General features: G+C 59.0%; 17 protein-coding genes. 2 read left to right on the plus strand and 15 right to left on the minus strand.

What is annotated here, in order from left to right:
* Positions 1 to 317: 317 nt before the first annotated feature.
* Positions 318 to 977, minus strand: a complete 660-nt coding sequence (gene rpiA / locus NV64_RS03645; RefSeq protein WP_056231863.1) for a ribose-5-phosphate isomerase RpiA — start codon at positions 975 to 977, stop codon at positions 318 to 320.
* A 204-nt stretch (positions 978 to 1,181) separates the two neighbouring features.
* Between rpiA and NV64_RS03650 the strand changes: the two genes are divergently transcribed.
* Entirely contained in the window at positions 1,182 to 2,084 is a 903-nt protein-coding gene (locus NV64_RS03650) for a LysR family transcriptional regulator ArgP (protein WP_056231861.1), read from the plus strand.
* 51 nt (positions 2,085 to 2,135) lie between these two features.
* On the opposite strand, the gene NV64_RS03655 is transcribed toward NV64_RS03650, so the two are convergent.
* The 8 genes from NV64_RS03655 to tkt all read right to left on the minus strand — a co-directional run bounded on the left by NV64_RS03655 (position 2,136) and on the right by tkt (position 10,982).
* On the minus strand, positions 2,136 to 2,894 hold the full coding sequence (locus NV64_RS03655) for an oxidative stress defense protein (RefSeq protein WP_101505339.1): 759 nt from the start codon (positions 2,892 to 2,894) through the stop codon (positions 2,136 to 2,138).
* A gap of 138 nt (positions 2,895 to 3,032) precedes the next feature.
* Positions 3,033 to 3,656, minus strand: a complete 624-nt coding sequence (argO, locus tag NV64_RS03660; RefSeq protein WP_056231855.1) for an arginine exporter ArgO — start codon at positions 3,654 to 3,656, stop codon at positions 3,033 to 3,035.
* 378 nt (positions 3,657 to 4,034) lie between these two features.
* Positions 4,035 to 4,946 (minus strand): small-conductance mechanosensitive channel MscS, encoded by a 912-nt coding sequence (gene mscS, locus NV64_RS03665; RefSeq protein WP_056231851.1) that lies wholly within the window; start codon positions 4,944 to 4,946, stop codon positions 4,035 to 4,037.
* A 180-nt stretch (positions 4,947 to 5,126) separates the two neighbouring features.
* Positions 5,127 to 6,206 carry a class II fructose-bisphosphate aldolase gene (fbaA, locus tag NV64_RS03670; protein WP_056231848.1) on the minus strand — a complete coding sequence of 360 codons (1,080 nt, stop codon included), beginning with the start codon at positions 6,204 to 6,206 and terminating at the stop codon, positions 5,127 to 5,129.
* 89 nt (positions 6,207 to 6,295) lie between these two features.
* On the minus strand, positions 6,296 to 7,459 hold the full coding sequence (gene pgk, locus NV64_RS03675) for a phosphoglycerate kinase (protein ID WP_101505340.1): 1,164 nt from the start codon (positions 7,457 to 7,459) through the stop codon (positions 6,296 to 6,298).
* Positions 7,460 to 7,509: 50 nt separating this feature from the next.
* Complete coding sequence (epd, locus tag NV64_RS03680; RefSeq protein ID WP_101505341.1) at positions 7,510 to 8,529, minus strand: erythrose-4-phosphate dehydrogenase; 1,020 nt, start codon at positions 8,527 to 8,529, stop codon at positions 7,510 to 7,512.
* A gap of 125 nt (positions 8,530 to 8,654) precedes the next feature.
* A complete protein-coding gene (locus NV64_RS23070) occupies positions 8,655 to 8,870 on the minus strand; it encodes a hypothetical protein (protein ID WP_146005442.1) in 216 nt (71 codons plus the stop codon).
* Positions 8,871 to 8,990: 120 nt separating this feature from the next.
* A complete protein-coding gene (gene tkt, locus NV64_RS03685; protein WP_056231839.1) occupies positions 8,991 to 10,982 on the minus strand; it encodes a transketolase in 1,992 nt (663 codons plus the stop codon).
* Positions 10,983 to 11,270: 288 nt separating this feature from the next.
* On the opposite strand from tkt, the gene NV64_RS03690 reads away from it, so the two are divergent.
* Positions 11,271 to 12,026, plus strand: a complete 756-nt coding sequence (locus tag NV64_RS03690) for a M48 family metallopeptidase (protein WP_056231836.1) — start codon at positions 11,271 to 11,273, stop codon at positions 12,024 to 12,026.
* Between the two features lie 100 nt (positions 12,027 to 12,126).
* On the opposite strand, the gene NV64_RS03695 is transcribed toward NV64_RS03690, so the two are convergent.
* The 6 genes from NV64_RS03695 to NV64_RS03720 are packed head-to-tail and all read right to left on the minus strand — an operon-like array spanning position 12,127 to position 18,147.
* Positions 12,127 to 13,767, minus strand: a complete 1,641-nt coding sequence (locus tag NV64_RS03695; protein WP_101505342.1) for a thiamine pyrophosphate-binding protein — start codon at positions 13,765 to 13,767, stop codon at positions 12,127 to 12,129.
* A 17-nt stretch (positions 13,768 to 13,784) separates the two neighbouring features.
* Positions 13,785 to 15,254: an aldehyde dehydrogenase gene (locus tag NV64_RS03700; RefSeq protein ID WP_101505343.1), complete on the minus strand. Its 1,470-nt coding sequence runs from the start codon at positions 15,252 to 15,254 to the stop codon at positions 13,785 to 13,787.
* A 10-nt stretch (positions 15,255 to 15,264) separates the two neighbouring features.
* Entirely contained in the window at positions 15,265 to 16,047 is a 783-nt protein-coding gene (locus tag NV64_RS03705; RefSeq protein ID WP_101505344.1) for an aspartate dehydrogenase, read from the minus strand.
* A gap of 9 nt (positions 16,048 to 16,056) precedes the next feature.
* Positions 16,057 to 16,851, minus strand: coding sequence for an SDR family oxidoreductase (locus NV64_RS03710; protein ID WP_101505345.1), 795 nt, complete (start codon positions 16,849 to 16,851; stop codon positions 16,057 to 16,059).
* A complete protein-coding gene (locus tag NV64_RS03715) occupies positions 16,835 to 17,617 on the minus strand; it encodes an alpha/beta fold hydrolase (protein WP_056231823.1) in 783 nt (260 codons plus the stop codon). The genes NV64_RS03710 and NV64_RS03715 overlap by 17 nt, the downstream gene beginning before the upstream one ends.
* On the minus strand, positions 17,614 to 18,147 hold the full coding sequence (locus NV64_RS03720; protein ID WP_056231820.1) for a cupin domain-containing protein: 534 nt from the start codon (positions 18,145 to 18,147) through the stop codon (positions 17,614 to 17,616). The genes NV64_RS03715 and NV64_RS03720 overlap by 4 nt, the downstream gene beginning before the upstream one ends.
* Positions 18,148 to 18,149: the final 2 nt, after the last annotated feature.

Consider the following 18,149-nt stretch of genomic DNA (forward strand, 5'->3'; position numbering starts at 1 on the left):
GTTCTGTCAGCGCAGGCTGGGCGATGAAAACGCCAAAATGCCGCCCGGCACGGAGTGAACTGCCGCGATATAAGATTGCCTTCTGTCAAAATAACAAAATTTACGCCCGCAGCAATACAAACGATTGCTCTGCTCACCAGCACGGGATATCGCGCCTCAGAATATTACGATAGAAAATCGCTACGCCGTAGTCAGCATCAGGAGGATCACACGACTGGAGCCTGCAATGTGACATAAGTCACCAAATTGCAGCGGACGAAGAAAAGATATTTTTTAGTTAAAAAAAACGGGTACCGACGCTATCGGCACCCGCCAGATCATTTTTTGATGGTTTTCACACCATCGGCGGTGCCAATCAGTGCCACATCGGCCCCACGGGCAGCGAACAGGCCGACGGTCACCACACCCGGCAGCGCGTTGATCGCCTGTTCCAGCGCAATCGGGTCGACAATTTTCAGGTTATGTACGTCGAGAATGATATTACCGTTGTCGGTCAGCACGTTCTGACGATACTCCGGCAGGCCACCGAGCTTCACCAGCTGGCGTGCCACGTAGCTGCGTGCCATCGGGATCACTTCCACCGGCAGTGGAAAATTCCCCAACACGTCAACCTGCTTGGTGGCGTCGGCGATACAGATAAAGCGCTCGGCTACCGCTGCGACGATTTTCTCGCGGGTCAGGGCCGCGCCGCCACCTTTGATCATCTGCATCTGGCCGTTAATCTCATCGGCACCGTCGACGTAAACCGACAGCACGTCGATTTCATTAAGGTCGAATACCGGGATCCCCAGGCTTTTCAGCTTCTCCGTCGACGCTTCAGAGCTGGAGACCGCGCCTTCAATCTGGTGCTTAATCGAGCCCAGCGCATCGATAAAGTGCGCGGCGGTAGAGCCGGTCCCGACCCCGACAATTGTCCCCGGCGTGACGTAATCCAGCGCCGCCCAGCCGACGGCTTTCTTCAGTTCATCCTGCGTCATGGTATGCCTAAACCCTGTGATCCACTGTGTGCGCGTAGTATAAAGCAAGGCGGCGGAAAATCACCGCTCAGGACGCGGTAAGATGCCAGGATTGCAGGCTTGCCCACAAAGTGATTGATTCACAAAGTGCCGCAAGCGCCGCCCAAATGCGAAAAAGTGTGGCATAGTGCTGTCACCACACCTGAGAGAAGAGTACTACGATTCATGAAACGCCCGGATTATCGAACCCTTCAGGCGCTGGATGCAGTGATTCGCGAGCGCGGCTTTGAACGTGCCGCACAAAAGCTCTGTATTACCCAGTCTGCCGTGTCACAGCGTATCAAGCAGCTGGAAAATATGTTTGGCCAGCCGCTGCTGGTACGAACCGTGCCGCCACGCCCGACCGAGCAGGGGCAGAAACTGCTGGCGCTGCTGCACCAGGTCGAGCTGCTGGAAGAGGAGTGGCTGGGCGATGATAACAGCGGCACCACGCCGCTGCTGCTGTCGCTGGCGGTCAACGCCGACAGCCTGGCGACCTGGCTGCTGCCGGCGCTGAAAACGGTGCTGACCGACTCGCCGGTGCGTCTGAATATTCAGGTGGAGGATGAAACCCGCACCCAGGAGCGCCTGCGCCGGGGTGAAGTGGTCGGGGCAATCAGTATCCAGCCGCAGCCGCTGCCCAGTTGCCTGGTGGATCAGCTCGGGGCGCTGGATTATCTGTTCGTGGGTTCCAAAGAGTTTGCCGCGCGCTATTTCCCGAACGGTGTTACCCGCTCCGCGCTGCTGAAAGCGCCGGCGGTGGCCTTTGACCATCTGGACGATATGCATCAGGCGTTTTTACAGCAGAACTTTGACCTGTCGCCGGGCAGCGTGCCCTGCCACATCGTGAACTCGTCGGAAGCCTTTGTACAGCTGGCGCGTCAGGGCACCACCTGCTGTATGATCCCGCACCTGCAGATTGAACGTGAACTGGCTGAAGGGGAGTTGATCGACCTGACGCCTGGGCTGCTACAGCGTCGGATGCTCTACTGGCACCGCTTTGCACCGGAGAGTCGTTTAATGCGCCGGGTGACCGATGCGCTGCTGGCACACGGCCACCGCGTGCTGCGCCAGGATACCGGCGAGTAGACGCACTAAACAGGGGGCAGGCAATCTGCCCTGCCCCCGTTCTTTACCCTGTTACGGATTAGCGGCAGCCGGCTGATGGCCGCGCTGCAGTTCAAACACTACGTCAACCTGATCGTCAAAGTGGATGCTCTGTTGCTCGTAGGTCTGGGCCGCTGAGGTCATCGGAGCCGCTTCGGCGGTTTTGTACATGCGCGCCATCGGCATCGGCTGGTAGTTGGCAACGTGATAGCGAATGCTGAACACCGGTCCCAGCGTGGTGCCAAAGCCTTTCGCCAGTTCACCGGCCTGACGGGTCGCGTCCTCAATGGCCGCCTTACGGGCTTTATCGCGATACTGCTCAGGATGTGCCACGCCCAGCTCAACCGTGCGGATTTCGTTCAGACCGGACTTCAGCGCACCGTCCAGCAGTTCATTCAGCTTATCCAGCTGGCGCAGCGTCACTTCCACGGTGCGCACCGCACGATAGCCCTTGAGCACTGACTTACCGTCTTTCAGGTAGTCATACTCCGGCTGGGTACGCAGGTTAGCCGCATTGATGTCTTTTTTCTCAATGCCGCTTTTATCCAGGAAATCAAAATACTGTTGCACGCGTGAATCGGCCTGCTTTTTCGCCTCAGCAGCGTCCTTAGCAGAGACGTTCACTTCAATTGCCAGCGTGGCAATATCCGGGGTGGCATCCACGCTGGACTGCCCGGACGTCACCACGTGCGGGCCGTTCGGCAGTTCATCCGCCTGCGCGGCCAGCGGTAAAGTACTCAGTCCAATCATTGCGGCCAGGGCCAGTTTAGTCAGCTTCACTGCTTCCTCCATAAGGCTGTTATCAGCGCAAAATTGCTGCTGTCAGAAGCATAGCCGACAGCAGCGAATTATTCCGTCAGTTCACGACGATGCAGCACATTTTAGCGTGTGGCATCTCGCCATACTATGACCACAATTCCTAAAGGAAGTTTACTGCCACAGTCCCAGCGCCTGCAGCGCCAGCTTGAGCGCGATGATCCACATCACCAGCCCGACCAGCAGGTTAACTACACGCTGCGCGCGCGGCGTATTCAGCCGCGGCGACAGCCACGCGGCCAGCAGCGCCAGGCCAAAGAACCACACCACCGAGGCACTGACCGAACCGAGCGCGAACCAGCGACGCGCCTCTTCCGGCAGTTGGCCCCCGAGGCTGCCGAGCACCACAAAGGTGTCCAGATAGACGTGCGGGTTAAGCCAGGTGACCGCCATCATAGTGATCACAATGCGCCAGCGCCCCTGCCGCAGCCCCTCACCCGAGGCCAGAGTAATATCGCCGCTGAAGGCGGTGCGCAGCGCGCCCCAGCCGTACCACAGCAGGAACGCCACACCACCCCAGGTCACCAGGTTGAGCAGCAGCGGCGACTGACTCAGCAGCGCGCTGCCGCCGAAGATGCCGGCACAGATCAGCGCCACGTCGCTCAACGTACAGAGCGCAGCGGTCATCAGGTGATACTGACGACGAATGCCCTGATTCATGACAAAGGCGTTTTGAGGCCCTAACGGCAGGATCAGGGCTGCACCTAAGGCAACCCCCTGAAAATAAACGGATAACACAATAAACCCCCTCTGTCAGACTATTTTCGGCCAGTGTATAGCGGCATTATTATTAGGGGAAATTGATAATTTTAATGATTAATCGATTTTTCTTATAACGATAGTATCCAGGCGTGATAGTCGCGCTGCCTGAATAAAGGATTTAATGATGTTTAACTTAGCAAGCGCTGGTGGGGGCATAAGCTGTGGGCTGGACTGTGGGCTGGACTGTAGACTGTGGACTGTGGACTGTGGACTGTGGACTGTGGACTGTGGACTGTGCACTGTGGAATGTGGAATGTGGAATGTGGGTGGATTAATGCATTCTGTGGCGTCAATTAGCTATTACATCCATCTGTTTACAGCAAAACCTCTGCCCTGGGGCAGAGGTTAAAACGCTTACGGTAACGGTTTGGTTAATTGTTGCGGGGCGTCCTGTGCAGCATTCTGTGCCGCCTGTTCAGCCGCCTTAACCTGATGCAGATGCACGTCCATCTGCGGGTAAGGAATACCGATATTGTGCTCGTCCAGCGTGCGTTTGAAGTTCTTCATCAGATCCCAGTAGACCTGCTGCAGATCGCCGGCATTGCTCCAGCAGCGCACCACGAAGTTCAGCGATGAGGCCGCCAGTTCATTCAGGCCAATCTGCACGCCGCGCTCCTGCAGCACGCGCGGGTCAGCATCCACCACCTCACGCAGCAGTTTCAACACCAGATCCACGTCGGCATCGTAGGCCACGCCGATAATAAATTCGTTACGGCGCTCCGGTTCGCGGGAGAAGTTGATAATATTGCCGGCGATAATTTTGCCGTTCGGCACCACCACGTACTTACCGTCGGCGCTGCGCAGGGTGGTCGAGAAGATCTGCACGTTCTGAACGGTGCCCATCACCCCGCCCAGGTCGACGAATTCACCGGTGCGGAACGGGCGGAAGGTGACCAGCAACACGCCGGCCGCGAGGTTAGAGAGCGAGCCCTGCAGCGACAGCGCGAGGGCTAAACCGGCGGCACCCAGTACGGCAATCACCGAAGCGGTTTGCACCCCAACCCGGCCCAGTGCGGCAATCAGGGTAAAGGCGATCACGCCGTAGCGCACCAGCGCGGAGAGGAAGTCGGCCACTGTGGCATCGATATGGCGGGCGCGCAGCACCTTGTTCACGCCGCCGGAGATAAAGCGCGCCACCATCATGCCGACGATAATAATCGCGACGGCCGCCACGATATTGACCACATAGCTCAGCAGCAGCGCCTGGTTGCGCACCAGCCAGCCGCCGGCGCTGTTAATCCCGTGTACCACGTTCAAATCATCCATCTGTTGTTCCTGTTGTTGGCCCAAAGCGGGCGTGCAAATTCTTGCCGCATACACGACAACCGGTGAGTTAAGGGTAAACAATAATGGCGGATGTGCCAAATAAGTGACGGGATTGCTTAGATTTTCTGCGGCAATGGCATAAAAAAAGGCCCCGCGGGGCCTTGTTAATAAGAGCGGCGATTACAGAACGTCGATCGCGTTCAGCTCTTTGAATGCCTGCTCCAGGCGCACAACCATAGAAGCCTGTGAAGCACGCAGCCAGACGCGTGGATCGTAGAACTTCTTATTCGGCTTATCAGCGCCTTCCGGGTTGCCCAGCTGCGCCTGCAGATAACCTTCGTTCTTTTTGTAGTACTGCAGGATGCCGTCCCAGGTTGCCCACTGGGTGTCGGTATCGATGTTCATTTTGATTACGCCGTAACCAATTGACTCTTCGATCTCTGCAGCAGAAGAACCGGAACCGCCGTGGAACACGAAGTCCAGCGAGTTGTGCGGCAGGTTGTGTTTCTTGCTGACGTAATCCTGAGAATCACGCAGGATGGTTGGGGTCAGCTTCACGTTGCCTGGCTTGTACACGCCGTGTACGTTACCGAAAGAGGCCGCGATGGTGAAACGCGGGCTGATTTTGCTCAGCTCGGTGTAAGCGTAATCAACGTCTTCCGGCTGGGTGTACAGCGCAGATGCGTCCATGTGGCTGTTGTCCACGCCATCTTCTTCACCGCCGGTGCAGCCCAGTTCGATCTCCAGGGTCATGTCGAGTTTCGCCATGCGCGCCAGGTATTTAGCAGAGATCTCAATGTTCTCTTCCAGTGACTCTTCAGACAGGTCGATCATGTGAGAAGAGAACAGCGGTTTGCCGGTTTTCGCAAAGTGAGCTTCACCCGCATCCAGCAGACCGTCGATCCACGGCAGCAGTTTCTTGGCACAGTGGTCAGTGTGCAGGATCACCGGCACGCCGTACTGTTCAGCCATCAGATGCACGTGATGGGCACCGGCAATAGCACCGAAAATCGCAGCGGCCTGCGGCTTGTCAGATTTGAAGCCTTTACCAGCGATAAACGCTGCGCCACCGTTAGAGAACTGGATGATGACCGGTGCTTTCACTTTCGCAGCGGCTTCCAGTACGGCGTTGATAGAATCGGTACCCACGCAGTTAACTGCTGGCAGGGCGAATTTGTTCTCTTTCGCTACCTGGAAAATCTTCTGCACGTCGTCACCGGTGACAACGCCTGGTTTTACGAAATCAAAAATCTTAGACATGTTAGCTTGTCCTGTTTTTTGTCGGCCGTTAAGAAGGTTGCCCCGTAGGGCAAATCATACCGGCGGGGCGCAACGGCCCCGCCACTCAATTACTGTTTCGCACGCTCTTCGAGCATGGCTACCGCTGGCAGAACCTTGCCTTCCACGAATTCGAGGAATGCGCCGCCGCCGGTAGAGATGTAGGAAATCTTGTCTTCGATACCGAACAGGTCGATCGCTGCCAGGGTATCACCGCCGCCGGCGATGGAGAACGCCTCGCTGTCTGCAATCGCCTTAGCGACGATTTCAGTACCTTTGCGGAAGTTAGGGAATTCAAACACGCCAACCGGGCCATTCCACAGAATGGTTTTAGCATCTTTCAGCAGGGCAGCCATCGCCAGTGCGGTTTCGTCGCCGAAGTCCATGATCTCTTCGTTGTCCTGCACTTCTGACACTTTCTTCACCGTAGAAGGGGCAGTTTCAGAGAACTCGGTGCCAACGCGGGAGTCAACCGGTACCGGGATACCGTGCTCGTCACGCAGTTTTTTTGCGGCTTCAACGAAATCGGGTTCGTACAGTGACTTACCGACGTTGTTGTCGATAGCCACGAAGGTGTTCGCGATACCGCCACCGACGATCACGGTGTCAGCAATTTTCACCAGCGAGTTCAGCACGTCAAACTTGGTGGATACTTTAGAACCACCAACCACGGCCACCATCGGGCGTGCAGGGTTTTTCAGGGCTTTGCCCAGCGCTTCCAGCTCGGCTGACAGCAGCGGACCGGCACAGGCGACAGGAGCAAATTTGCCCACGCCATGGGTGGACGCCTGCGCACGGTGTGCGGTGCCGAAGGCATCCATCACGAAGATATCGCACAGGGCTGCGTATTTTTTAGAGAGGGCTTCGTCGTCTTTCTTCTCGCCTTTGTTAAAGCGCACGTTTTCCAGCACCACCAGCTTACCGGCCGCCAGCTCAACGCCGTCGAGGTAATCTTTTGCCAGCGAAACGTTGTCGGCACCCAGCTTCTCTTTCAGGTAGTTGACTACCGGCAGCAGTGAGAACTCTTCGTTGTATTCGCCTTCGGTCGGACGACCCAGGTGGGAGGTTACCATCACTTTAGCACCCTGCTTCAGCGCGGCTTCGATGGTCGGCAGAGAAGCACGGATACGTGCATCTGACGTCACTTTCCCTTCTTTAACCGGTACGTTCAGATCGGCACGGATCAGAACACGCTTACCAGCCAGATCCAGATCGGTCATCTTAATTACAGACATGGTGAACCCTCTCGTTGATTCTCAAAGTTTTGACAGGCGCAAGCCGCGCCCTACCTGAAACCGCTTGTGGCCATCGCTAAGGTGGTGTCGATCATCCGGTTAGCGAAGCCCCATTCATTGTCGCACCAGACCAGCGTCTTGATCAGGTGCTTACCGCTGACCCGCGTCTGCGTGCCGTCGACAATGGCACTGTGCGGATCGTGGTTAAAATCAATAGAGACTAACGGTAATTCCGTGTAGTCAACTATACCACTAAATGCCCCTTCTGACGCACTTTGCAGCAGGTCGTTCACCTCGCGCGCCGTGACCGCATCACGCACGCTGACGCTGAGATCGATCGCCGTGACGTTGATAGTCGGAACGCGCACTGCGATCGCTTCAAAGCGATCGTTAAATTTGGGGAAGATGCGCGTGATACCGGCGGCCAGCCGGGTATCCACCGGAATAATGGACTGGCTGGCGGCACGCGTGCGCCGCAGGTCCGGGTGGTAGGCATCAATCACCTGCTGATCGTGCATCGCCGAATGGATGGTGGTTACCGTGCCGGACTCGATGCCCCAGGCGTCATCCAGCAGTTTGATAATCGGAATAATGCAGTTGGTGGTACAGGAAGCGTTAGACACCAGCAGATGCCCGGGTTGCAGTTCCTGCTCGTTCACCCCGAACACCACGGTGGCGTCCAGATCGTTACCGCCGGGGTGTGAGAACAGCACCTTTTTAGCGCCGGCCTGCAGATGCGCTTCGCCATCTGCACGGCTGCCATACACGCCGGTACAGTCCAGTACGATATCCACGTTCAGCTCGCGCCACGGCAGTGAGGCAATATCAGGCACATGCAGCAGACGAATGCTGTCATCACCCACCTGGAGCAAATCGCGTTCCTGACGCACGTCCCAGGCAAAGCGCCCGTGGCTGGTATCGTATTTAAGCAGATGCGCCATTCCGGCGGCGTCAGCCAGCTCATTGATCGCCACTACCGTGATCTCGGCGCGACGTCCGGTTTCATACAGCGCACGCAGCACGTTGCGCCCGATACGACCAAAACCGTTAATGGCAATACGAACCGTCATAGTACCCCTGCTAAAAATTCACCATTAGTCTGAATTGGGAGAATAGCCTGAGCCAGCTGCCGCAATTTGTACAGGGAATTCTTATATTACAGAAACATCTGCCTTGCCGCCGGTCATTTCATTTGTCACGACTGAAACGGTTCAGCCAGAGTAATAAAAATCAATGCCGATAGGAATAGTGGGGGTGAACTACCTGCTAAAGATTGGATCTGCGTCACAAAAAAGAGTTTTAACGCGTAAAATTTATCCGATAATAACGCAAGGTTCATCAGCAGGAAAAAGGCGGGATCAGGCTCTGCCATCCCTGAACCACGCCGCTGGCGGCAGGGTGCCGTCATCATGCAGGCAACGCCCCCCTGAACCGGACACAGCGCAGATCGCTGAAAGGGGCAGAGGTAAAAAAAAGGCGCTGCAATGCAGCGCCTTGTCTGATAACTACCGGTAAACGGCAGCTCAGAGGATTACAGCAGTTCTTTCGCTTTAGCGACCACGTTATCCACGGTGAAGCCAAACAGGTCAAACAGCTGCTCGGCCGGTGCAGACTCACCGAAGCTGGTCATACCAACGATAGCACCGTTCAGACCGGTGTATTTGAACCAGTAATCAGCGATGCCCGCTTCAATGGCCACGCGCGCGCTGACGGCTTTTGGCAGCACGGATTCACGGTAGGCCGCATCCTGCTTGTCGAAGGCATCGGTAGACGGCATGGAGACCACGCGCACCTTACGGCCTTCCGCGGTCAGCTTATCGTAAGCGCCGGTTGCCAGCTCAACTTCAGAACCGGTTGCAATCAGGATCAGCTCAGGCGTACCTTCGCTGTCTTTCAGCACATAAGCACCGCGGGCCACGTTAGCCAGCTGCTCAGCGGTACGATCCTGCTGTGCCAGGTTCTGACGTGAGAGGATCAGCGCGGTCGGGCCGTCTTTACGCTCGATAGCGTATTTCCAGGCAATCGCTGATTCAACCTGGTCACACGGACGCCAGGTGCTCATGTTCGGGGTCACGCGCAGGCTGGCCAGCTGCTCAACCGGCTGGTGAGTCGGGCCATCTTCGCCCAGACCGATTGAGTCGTGGGTGTAAACCATCACCTGCTGAATCTTCATCAGCGCGGCCATACGCACGGCGTTACGCGCATATTCAACGAACATCAGGAAGGTCGCGGTGTACGGCAGGAAACCACCGTGCAGGGTGATACCGTTGGCGATCGCGGTCATACCGAATTCGCGCACGCCGTAATGGATATAGTTACCCGCAGCGTCTTCATTGATTGGCTTAGAACCGGACCACATGGTCAGGTTACTTGGTGCCAGGTCAGCGGAACCGCCCAGATATTCTGGCAGCAGCTTACCGAAGGCTTCGATGGCGTTCTGAGAGGCTTTACGGCTGGCGATTTTCGCCGGGTTAGCCTGCAGCTGTTCAACGAATTTCTGTGACTCTTCAGCCCAGTTTGCCGGCAGCTCATTGTTGACGCGGCGCTTGAACTCGGCGGCCAGTTCCGGGAAGGCTTTCGCGTAGGCGGCGAATTTCTCATCCCATGCGGCTTCTTTCGCCTGACCGGCTTCTTTGGCATCCCACTGCGCGTAGATATCCTGTGGGATCTCAAACGGCGCGTGGTTCCAGCCCAGCTGCTTACGGGTCAGTGCGATCTCATCGTCACCCAGCGGGGCGCCGTGGGAATCATGGGTACCCGCTTTGTTTGGTGAGCCGAAACCGATGATGGTTTTGCACATCAGCAGTGAAGGTTTATCCGTGACTGCTTTGGCCTCTTCCACCGCTTTTTTAATCGATTCAGCATCATGGCCGTCAATGCCGCGCACCACGTGCCAGCCGTAAGACTCGAAGCGGGTCGCGGTGTCGTCGGTGAACCAGCCTTCAATATGACCATCGATAGAGATACCGTTGTCATCATAGAACGCCACCAGTTTGCCCAGCTTCAGCGTACCGGCCAGCGAGCAGACTTCGTGAGAGATGCCTTCCATCATGCAGCCGTCGCCCATAAACACGTAGGTGTTATGGTCTACCACATCGTGGCCAGGACGGTTGAACTGCGCGGCCAGCGTGCGTTCAGCGATAGCAAAGCCCACGGCGTTAGCAATACCCTGGCCCAGCGGACCGGTAGTGGTTTCAACGCCGGCGGTGTAGCCGTATTCCGGGTGACCTGGAGTTTTGGAGTGCAGCTGACGGAAGTTAGCCAGTTCGCCAATCGGCAGATCGTAGCCGGTGAGGTGCAGCAGGCTGTAGATCAGCATCGAGCCGTGGCCGTTAGACAGCACGAAGCGGTCACGATCGGCCCACAGCGGATTTGTAGGGTTGTGATTCAGAAATTCACGCCACAGGACTTCGGCGATATCAGCCATACCCATAGGGGCACCAGGGTGGCCGGATTTGGCTTTTTGCACCGCATCCATACTTAATGCGCGAATGGCGTTGGCAAGCTCTTTACGAGAAGACATTTTCTACTCCAGGTCGGATTTAACGCTTCACCTTTCTCAACCTATTGTAATCAATGAGTTATCAGGCAAAGCAGAACGAAAGTCGCCCATCAATGTACATGAAATACGGGTAACATGTACATGCCGCGGCAGGTAAAAATCCTCACATTATTTGCGTTTTGAGAATGCCCCGACTAGGCAAGCAATGCCGCAGGCGCTATAACTCAGATTACTGCCGGACGATTACCGCAGCCGTATTTTGCCAACTTTCTGATTTTTTTACCTTGTTACCTGAATGGATGAACTGGAATGAAGAAACGTCTCGCCTTTGCCGCGTTGTCGCTGGCAACCCTGGTTTCTGGCTGTCAGAATTTTGACAGCAACGCTCTGATGCAGTCTGGCGCACAGGCTTTTCAGGCGGTCACGCTGAGCGATGAGCAGGTCAAAGAGCTCAGTGCTAAATCCTGTCAGCAGATGGACGCGGAGAATCAGGTCGCCCCGGCAAGCAGCCCCTACACCCAGCGCCTGAATAAAATTGCCGCCTCGCTGGGCGACAATATTAACGGTACACCGGCCAACTATAAGGTTTACCTGACCAAAGACGTTAACGCCTGGGCGATGGCTAACGGCTGTATTCGCGTCTACAGCGGCCTGATGGACCTGATGACCGACAACGAAGTTGAAGCGGTTGTCGGCCACGAAATGGGCCACGTGGCGCTGGGGCACTCGCGCAAGGCGATGCAGCTGGCTTATGCCACCACCGCCGCGCGTACCGCCGCCGCCTCCGCCGGTGGCGTTGCGGCCTCGCTGTCGCAGTCCCAGCTGGGTGACCTCGGCGAGAAACTGATCGGTGCACAGTTCTCGCAAACGCAGGAGACTCAGGCCGATGACTATTCATTCGACCTGCTGAAAAAACGCGGTGTGAATCCAAACGGTCTGGTAACCAGCTTTGAGAAACTGGCGAAGATGGAAGGCGGCAGCGGTGGCGGCAGCCTGTTCGACTCGCACCCGGCGTCACAGGAGCGGGCCGATCATATTAAGGCGCGTATCGCGGCAGGTAAATAATCCTCACCCGCCTTACGCCCGGTAGCGATTGCCGGTATTAACAAGGGCAGCGCCTGCGGCCTCCTGCCCTTCACAGGCTGAAGGCGTTCAGCCCCTGTTTTCAGTAAAGTGTTTTCTGCGGTGGCCCGGCAAAGTGCAGCGGGCCGATCTCCTGCATGGCCACTTCAATCAGCGACGGGCCTGGCTGCGCCACCGCTTCACTCAACGCGGCGTGAAAACCGGCCGCGGCCGTCACCCTGCGGGCGTTCAGCCCCATCGCCCGGGCCAGCAGCGTGAAGTCCGGCGTATGCAGCCGGTTATAAAACTGCCGCCCTTCAAAGTATTTGTCCTGAATGCCGCGCATTACGCCATAACCGCCGTCATTCATGACCAGCAGCGTGACGTTGGCGTTTTCCTGCACCAGGGTTGCCAGCTCACCTAATCCCAACGCCAGGCCACCGTCGCCGACCAGCGCGACCACCCTGCTTTCCGGGTTGGCCAGTGCAGTACCAATCGCCATCGGCAGCCCCATGCCGATCGCCCCGGCCAGCGAATGGACCCGCGCTCCCGGGCGACCGGTGGGCAGCAAGCGGCTGCCCCACAGACTGCCGGATACGGTGATATCACGGACAAAAATGCCCGATGGTGGCAGAACGGCAGCCACCGCATCGCTCAGCCCGGCATACACGCCACATTGATCGCGCAGATCGGTTTCCGCCGCGCTCACCGCCTGCGCAATTTCGCGATCCCATGCCGGATCGGGACGTTCAGCGGGGACATAAATGGCTGCCAGCGCGCTCAGCAGGGCGGCGCAGTCATAACTGAGCACCTCGTCCGCCGGATAGTTACGGCTGGCGGCAGCAGGGTCGAGGTCAATCTGCAGCAACGGTGACGGCAGCGGCAGCGTCCAGCTGCGGGTTTCGTTGCTGCGCAACCGTGAGCCGGCCACCAGCGTCAGGTCGCAGCGGCGCAACAGCGCCTCAACAGACGGGGAGTTATGAAATGCCCGCAGGCTGCGCGGGTGACTGTCAGCCAGGATGCCGCGCCCGTGCGTGCTGGAGATCACCGCCACGCCGGCATCTGCCAGCTGGCGTACCGCATCGGCGGCCTGCAGCGCCCCGCCGCCCACCCACAACAGTGGCCGTTGAGCCGCCCGCAGACGCTGTGCCAGCGCCGCCACCACGTCGGCTGGCGGTGATGCGGGCTGCAGCGGCCGCACGGCGGGGGTCACCAGACTTAACGGTACCCGGCTGTTCTGGATATCGATCGGAATTTCCAGCGAAACCGGGCCACAGGGTGGCGTTTGCGCCAGCTGAATCGCCCGGTGCAGCATGGCCACCGCCTGCTGTGGGGAGTGCACGCGCAGCGCCTCCTTGCCGCTGGCGCGCAGAAATCCCAGCTGATCGCGGGCCTCATGGATAAAGCTGCAGTCGGCATCCAGGTAAGCTTTCTCCACCTGGCCGGTGATATGCAGCAGCGGCGTACCGGCGTTAGCGGCTTCCAGCAGCGCGCCGACGGCATTGCCGGCACCGCAACCGGTGCTGGTCAGCGCCACGCCCAGGCCACTAAACCGACCGTGCGCATCCGCCATGCTTACCGCCCCGGCCTCACCGCGGCTGGTGACAAAGCGCAATCTTCCACGCCGCCCGACCGCATCCGCGATCGGTAAATTATGAATCGAAATAATCCCGTACATCGTGCTGACGCCATACTGCTCAAGGGTGCGGGCCAGCGCTTCACCTACCGTAATGGTTTCACTCATCGTTTGCTTCCCATCAGTTAATCGCTCCAGTGGTTAATTGTTGGGGCAGTGGCCAGATAGATGCTTTTCTGCTGCATCCAGGCACGCAGCCCCTGTAGCCCTTTTTCGCGCCCGAGGCCGCTCTGTTTAACACCACCAAACGGCGTAGAGACTGAAAATACTTTGTAGGTGTTAATCCACACCGTGCCGGCCTCAAGCCGCGCGGCCAGCGCCAGCGCCCGGGTAACATCCCGCGTCCAGATCCCGGCAGCCAGGCCGTAGACCGAATGGTTGGCCGCGGCGATCAGCGTCTCTTCATCGTCAAAGGGCATCGCCACCAGCACCGGGCCGAAAATCTCCTCCTGACAGACCTGCGCGGCGTTGCTTAAGCCGGTGATAATGGTTGGCTGGAACCAGTTACCCGCCGCCAGCGCCGGGTCGGCGGGGATCTCACCGCCACATAAGATTTCCCCCCCCTCACGGCGCGCCAGCGCCACATAGTCAGCAACTGACTGCCGGTGCTGCGGGGAGATTAGCGGCCCCATATGAATCCCGGCCTGCAGCGGATTCCCGAGGCGCAGTCCCCGGGTCAGTTGCAGCAGACGGTCCAGCAGCGGCCGCCAGACGGAACGGTGCACAAACAGCCGCGCACCGGCAATGCACGCCTGGCCTGCCGAGCTGAAGATGCCGTAGCAGATCCCCCGCGCCGCCTGTTCGATATCTGCATCTGCCAGCACGATGGTGGGTGACTTCCCGCCTAACTCCAGCGAGGTGCCAATCAGCCTGTCGGCCGCAATATGCGCCAGCGCCCGCCCGGTGCGGGTACCGCCGGTAAACGAGATTTTTTTCACCAGCGGGTGGCGCACCAGTGCATCACCCACAATGCTGCCCTTACCCGGCAGCACGCTGAACAGTCCAGGGGGAAGGCCCGCCTCCTCAAAGATTGCCGCCAGCTGCAGCGCCATCAGCGGCGTAGCCTCAGCCGGTTTCAGCATTACCGCGTTACCCGCCGCCAGCGCCGGCGCGACTTTCTGCATCTCACTGGCTATCGGTGAGTTCCACGGGGTGATAGCCGCCACCACCCCGATCGGCTCCCAGGTGCTGAAGGTCATCACCTCGCGGCTGCGCTGAGGCGGCAATTCCCCCTCGAGCACCTCACAGGCGGCGGCAAAATAGTGGGCGGTGGCTGCCGCACTGGCCACCAGCCCGCGCGTTTCCGCCAGTGGCTTGCCGTTATCGCGGGTTTGCAGTTCGGCCAGTGGCTCCAGCCGTGCGGCGATCAGATCGCCCGCCCGATGCAAAATGGCTGCACGCTGATGGCCAGGCATGCTGCGCCAGTGCGGATCGCGCCAGGCACGCTCACCCGCCTCTACCGCCAGCTCCACATCCTCCAGACTGGCAGCCCGCAGCCAGCCATTGACTGAACCGTCGGCGGGAAAGGTACTGCAGAAGCGTTCTCCGCCCCCTTCGCGCCAGCTTCCGGCCAGGTAGAGTTTCAGATTTTCCATGAGGACTCCTTCAGAGATCCAGCAACTGGCGACAGGCCTGAACAGCACTCAGCGCCGCGAGCATTGACGTTTTCGGACTGGAAGGCAGCGGATGAGCGTGGATCTCCAGGTACAGTTCGCCAAATCCACCACCGGCATGGATGCGGTGACAGTTGCACTGCGTGTCAGGATCAACGATCAGCTCAACCCGTGTGCGATCCAAACCGATCCCCGCCAGCGCAATCGTGGCAGCCACGTTGGCATTGGCCGGAAAACGCAGCGCGGCTTCCCGGGCGCTGCCGCGAAAAAACACCTCCCGATGGCGGACTGCGTCGAGATCGATCAGCGTCTCTGCCAGGCTTCCGCGCCAGCTGAGCGGGTTTTTACAGGACTGATAAAGCACGCTATCCAGGCCGCCCTCTCGTGCGCTGGTCAACCCGTCAAGGCCCGCTACCGCCCCGGAAAGCAGCGTCAGGCGCCCCCCCCCGGCGCTGGCCGCCTGGCGCAAACGCCGATACAGGGCATCGTCTGCCAGCGCACCGGTAGAGATCACCGCCAGCCCCCAGCCGCGTTGCAGCACCCCCTGGCCGAAGTCAGCAACCGCCTGCTGGCTGGCGCACTCCAGCACCAGATCGGGCCTTCCCGGGCACGCAAGGGGCGACAGCAGGGGAGTAACCTCACCGCCAAAGCGCAGGCGGATAGCGGCATGATGGTGTTCGCGTGCCACAATCCAGCCGACGCAAACGCCCTCCGGCAGGCGGGCAATCAGCTCCTGCGCCATCGCGCCGTAGCCAATCAACACTATTTTTTTCATCGGCGATCCCTATAGCTGGCGGGCGAAGCCGCCGGACACATCCAGCGCGGCACCGGTGGTAAAGGAAGCCAGCGGTGAAGCCAGGAACAGCAACGCCTGCGCCGCTTCCTCCGGTTTCCCCAGCCGCCCCATCGGAATACCGCGTTCTGTGGCCAGCTCCGCAGTCCAGGCTTCCCAGCTCTGCACCGGATCCTGACGCTGCTGATAGCGACGACGCCACTGACCGGACTCCACCATGCCCAGTAAAATCGAATTGATCCGCACGCCCTTAACGATCAGCTCGTTAGACAGGTTCAGCGTCATATTCAGCAACGCAGCCCGTGCCGCCGACGTGGCGATCATGTGCGGTTCAGGCTGGCGTGCCAGCAGCGAATTCACGCAGGTCACAGACGCGATATCCGACTGCTCGAGCAGTGGCAGAAACGCCTGCAGCGGGTGGATTACCCCGAACAGTTTCAGCCCCGCCTCCCGTAGCCAGGCCTCATGTGGCGTGGCGTCAAAGTGAGCGACATAGCCCTGCCCGGCGTTGTTGATCAGCATATCCACCGCGCCAAACTCGCGACCCACCTGCTGTGCAAAGCGGCCGACCTGCTGCGGATCCAGCACGTCACAGCAGTAAGGCAGCATCTCAGCATGAGGGAACGCCTCGCGCAGCGCCACCTCGGCACTGGCCAGCCGCTCCCGATCGCGGTCGCAGAAGGCGACTTTTGCCTCTGCCGCCAGCAGCAGTTTCACGGTGGCAAACCCAATACCGGAGGAGCCACCGGTGACGACCGCCACCCGCCCCTTAATCTGTAAATTCATCACCTTCTCCTGTGAGCAGCCTCAGCAGCTGACGGTTGAAAAACGCCGCGCCGTCGAGATAGCTGGCATGGCCGGCCAGGGGAATAGTCACAAATGGTACCCCCCAGCGGTAAGCCAGCGCCTGTGCGCCGGCAGGCGGCGTAATCGCATCACGATCGCCGCACCACACCTCGACAGGCAGCCGGATTTCTGCCAGCCAGCGGTGAATATCACCCTGCGCCAGCAGCGAGACCGCCTGCAGAAAGCCCGCCACGTTCAGCCGCCGCATGCCTTTGGCCACCGTGGCAACATCGCACTCATCGGCCTGCGGGCGTAATAAGGCGGGGGCGCGCTGCTGCGCCATCTGTTCCAGCCCGCCCGCCAGCTGTTGCTGACGCTGATGAATAATCTCCTGCTGCTTTGCAGGCGGTGCACCGCCATATCCCTGTGCCGGATCGGCCAGCACCAGACGGCTGACCCGCTCCGGGTAACGCACCGCAAACGCACAGGCGATCAACGCCCCCAGCGAATGCCCGACCACCACCGCCTGCCCGACCCCTGCCGCATCGAGCATCCGCGCCAGCGCTCCGGCATAGCAGGCCGCCGTCGGTTTTTCTGCCGCCAGGGGAGCGCTGTCGCCGTATCCGGGGGCGTCCCACGCCAGTATGCGGCAGCAACGTTGCAGCCGCGGATCGTTCAGCTGCCTGTGCCAGCTGGCGCTGCCGGAGCTGATGCCATGCAGCAGCACCAGTGCCGGCCCCGTTCCGCTCTCCTGCCAGGCGGTCATGAGGCGACCGGATTACGCTTAACACCCGCCAGCGGATGATCGGCGGGATAGGTGGGGATACGCGGTTTAGCGCAGCCGAGCATGACGCACATCAGCGCTTCCTCTTCACCGTGATTTAATAAGCCACGGTACACCCCGGCAGGCACCGAGATCAGATCGCGTTCGTTAAGTACGGTTTCGCAGTAGTTATCGCCCTCTTTCACCATCAGCGTGATGCTGCCTTTCAGCATAAAGAACACCTCTTCGACATCGTCGTGCAGATGCAGCGGGCCTTCACATCCGGCTGGCAGCACCATGGTAGAGAAGGTGAAATGTTCTGCCTCCACGGTATTGCCATCAGCCGCAACGCCGGTTGCCCCGGTTCCGATGTAACGCATCTGCGCCCGGCGGTATTTCGGATCGAAATCTGCCTGGAACTTCAGCGCACTCCAGTCATATTTACGCCCGCTAAAACGCGCGATACGTGATTCCACCCAGGCATCCATCGGGATGCCTGCCGGTTTGACGGCCGTTTTTTCAGTCTCTGACATAG

The organism is Erwinia sp. B116 (assembly GCF_002865965.1).
GTDB lineage: Bacteria > Pseudomonadota > Gammaproteobacteria > Enterobacterales > Enterobacteriaceae > Erwinia.

Bases quoted from the DNA above. Each gene is read 5' to 3' on its own strand.
- rpiA (WP_056231863.1), bottom strand. From the start codon at position 977: ATGACGCAGGATGAACTGAAGAAAGCCGTCGGCTGGGCGGCGCTGGAT.
- NV64_RS03650 (WP_056231861.1), top strand. From the start codon at position 1,182: ATGAAACGCCCGGATTATCGAACCCTTCAGGCGCTGGATGCAGTGATT.
- NV64_RS03655 (WP_101505339.1), bottom strand. From the start codon at position 2,894: ATGGAGGAAGCAGTGAAGCTGACTAAACTGGCCCTGGCCGCAATGATT.
- mscS (WP_056231851.1), bottom strand. From the start codon at position 4,946: ATGGATGATTTGAACGTGGTACACGGGATTAACAGCGCCGGCGGCTGG.
- fbaA (WP_056231848.1), bottom strand. From the start codon at position 6,206: ATGTCTAAGATTTTTGATTTCGTAAAACCAGGCGTTGTCACCGGTGAC.
- pgk (WP_101505340.1), bottom strand. From the start codon at position 7,459: ATGTCTGTAATTAAGATGACCGATCTGGATCTGGCTGGTAAGCGTGTT.
- epd (WP_101505341.1), bottom strand. From the start codon at position 8,529: ATGACGGTTCGTATTGCCATTAACGGTTTTGGTCGTATCGGGCGCAAC.
- NV64_RS23070 (WP_146005442.1), bottom strand. From the start codon at position 8,870: ATGATGACGGCACCCTGCCGCCAGCGGCGTGGTTCAGGGATGGCAGAG.
- tkt (WP_056231839.1), bottom strand. From the start codon at position 10,982: ATGTCTTCTCGTAAAGAGCTTGCCAACGCCATTCGCGCATTAAGTATG.
- NV64_RS03690 (WP_056231836.1), top strand. From the start codon at position 11,271: ATGAAGAAACGTCTCGCCTTTGCCGCGTTGTCGCTGGCAACCCTGGTT.
- NV64_RS03695 (WP_101505342.1), bottom strand. From the start codon at position 13,767: ATGAGTGAAACCATTACGGTAGGTGAAGCGCTGGCCCGCACCCTTGAG.
- NV64_RS03700 (WP_101505343.1), bottom strand. From the start codon at position 15,254: ATGGAAAATCTGAAACTCTACCTGGCCGGAAGCTGGCGCGAAGGGGGC.
- NV64_RS03705 (WP_101505344.1), bottom strand. From the start codon at position 16,047: ATGAAAAAAATAGTGTTGATTGGCTACGGCGCGATGGCGCAGGAGCTG.
- NV64_RS03710 (WP_101505345.1), bottom strand. From the start codon at position 16,851: ATGAATTTACAGATTAAGGGGCGGGTGGCGGTCGTCACCGGTGGCTCC.
- NV64_RS03715 (WP_056231823.1), bottom strand. From the start codon at position 17,617: ATGACCGCCTGGCAGGAGAGCGGAACGGGGCCGGCACTGGTGCTGCTG.
- NV64_RS03720 (WP_056231820.1), bottom strand. From the start codon at position 18,147: ATGTCAGAGACTGAAAAAACGGCCGTCAAACCGGCAGGCATCCCGATG.